The sequence below is a fragment of the Vibrio sp. 1069 genome, assembly GCF_033340555.1.
On the sequence record NZ_JAWOWP010001010.1, the window covers coordinates 1 to 505 of the forward strand.

Below are 505 nucleotides of genomic sequence, written 5' to 3' on the forward strand. Positions count from 1 at the left end.
TGAGATGATGAGGGCTGTCAAGATCATCAACAGCTACGATGAAATCCCTGAACGACTCACCACTCTACGACGCAATACAGTCAAAGAAGAGTTTGGGGCTGACATTACGGTCTCAACAGCTCATCGGTGCAAAGGGTTGGAGTGGGACTTTGTTCAGCTCTATGACGACTTTCCGGATGTCCTGGACCCAGAGCTCGACCCAATGGCCCGTGACGATGAAATAAACCTGCTCTACGTTGCATCCACCAGAGCGATGCGAATCCTTGCGTTGAACAGCGCTGTCGAGATGGTTATCCGCTACATCACCCAAAAACGCATGGTCGAGAAGCAGATGAAGATGGCCGCAGAAGCGACAGAAGTTGAAGAGGACACGACCAAATAGTTTGGTCAATTCTTTCACATGTGAAAGTTGACAAATAAAACGCTCTAAGCGCCCTAAATGGGCGCTTACACCTGCCTAATTTCACGCCTCCCACCTCTCCCATATCGAGCATGGGAAAATACG

The 505-nt window shown here is 49.5% G+C and carries 1 protein-coding gene; it reads left to right on the plus strand.

Annotated features, from left to right (window positions below):
* Nucleotides 1-382, plus strand: a 382-nt coding sequence (locus R7040_RS30315) for a 3'-5' exonuclease (RefSeq protein WP_216579121.1), incomplete at its 5' end; no start/stop codon positions are given.
* Nucleotides 383-505 lie beyond the last annotated feature (123 nt).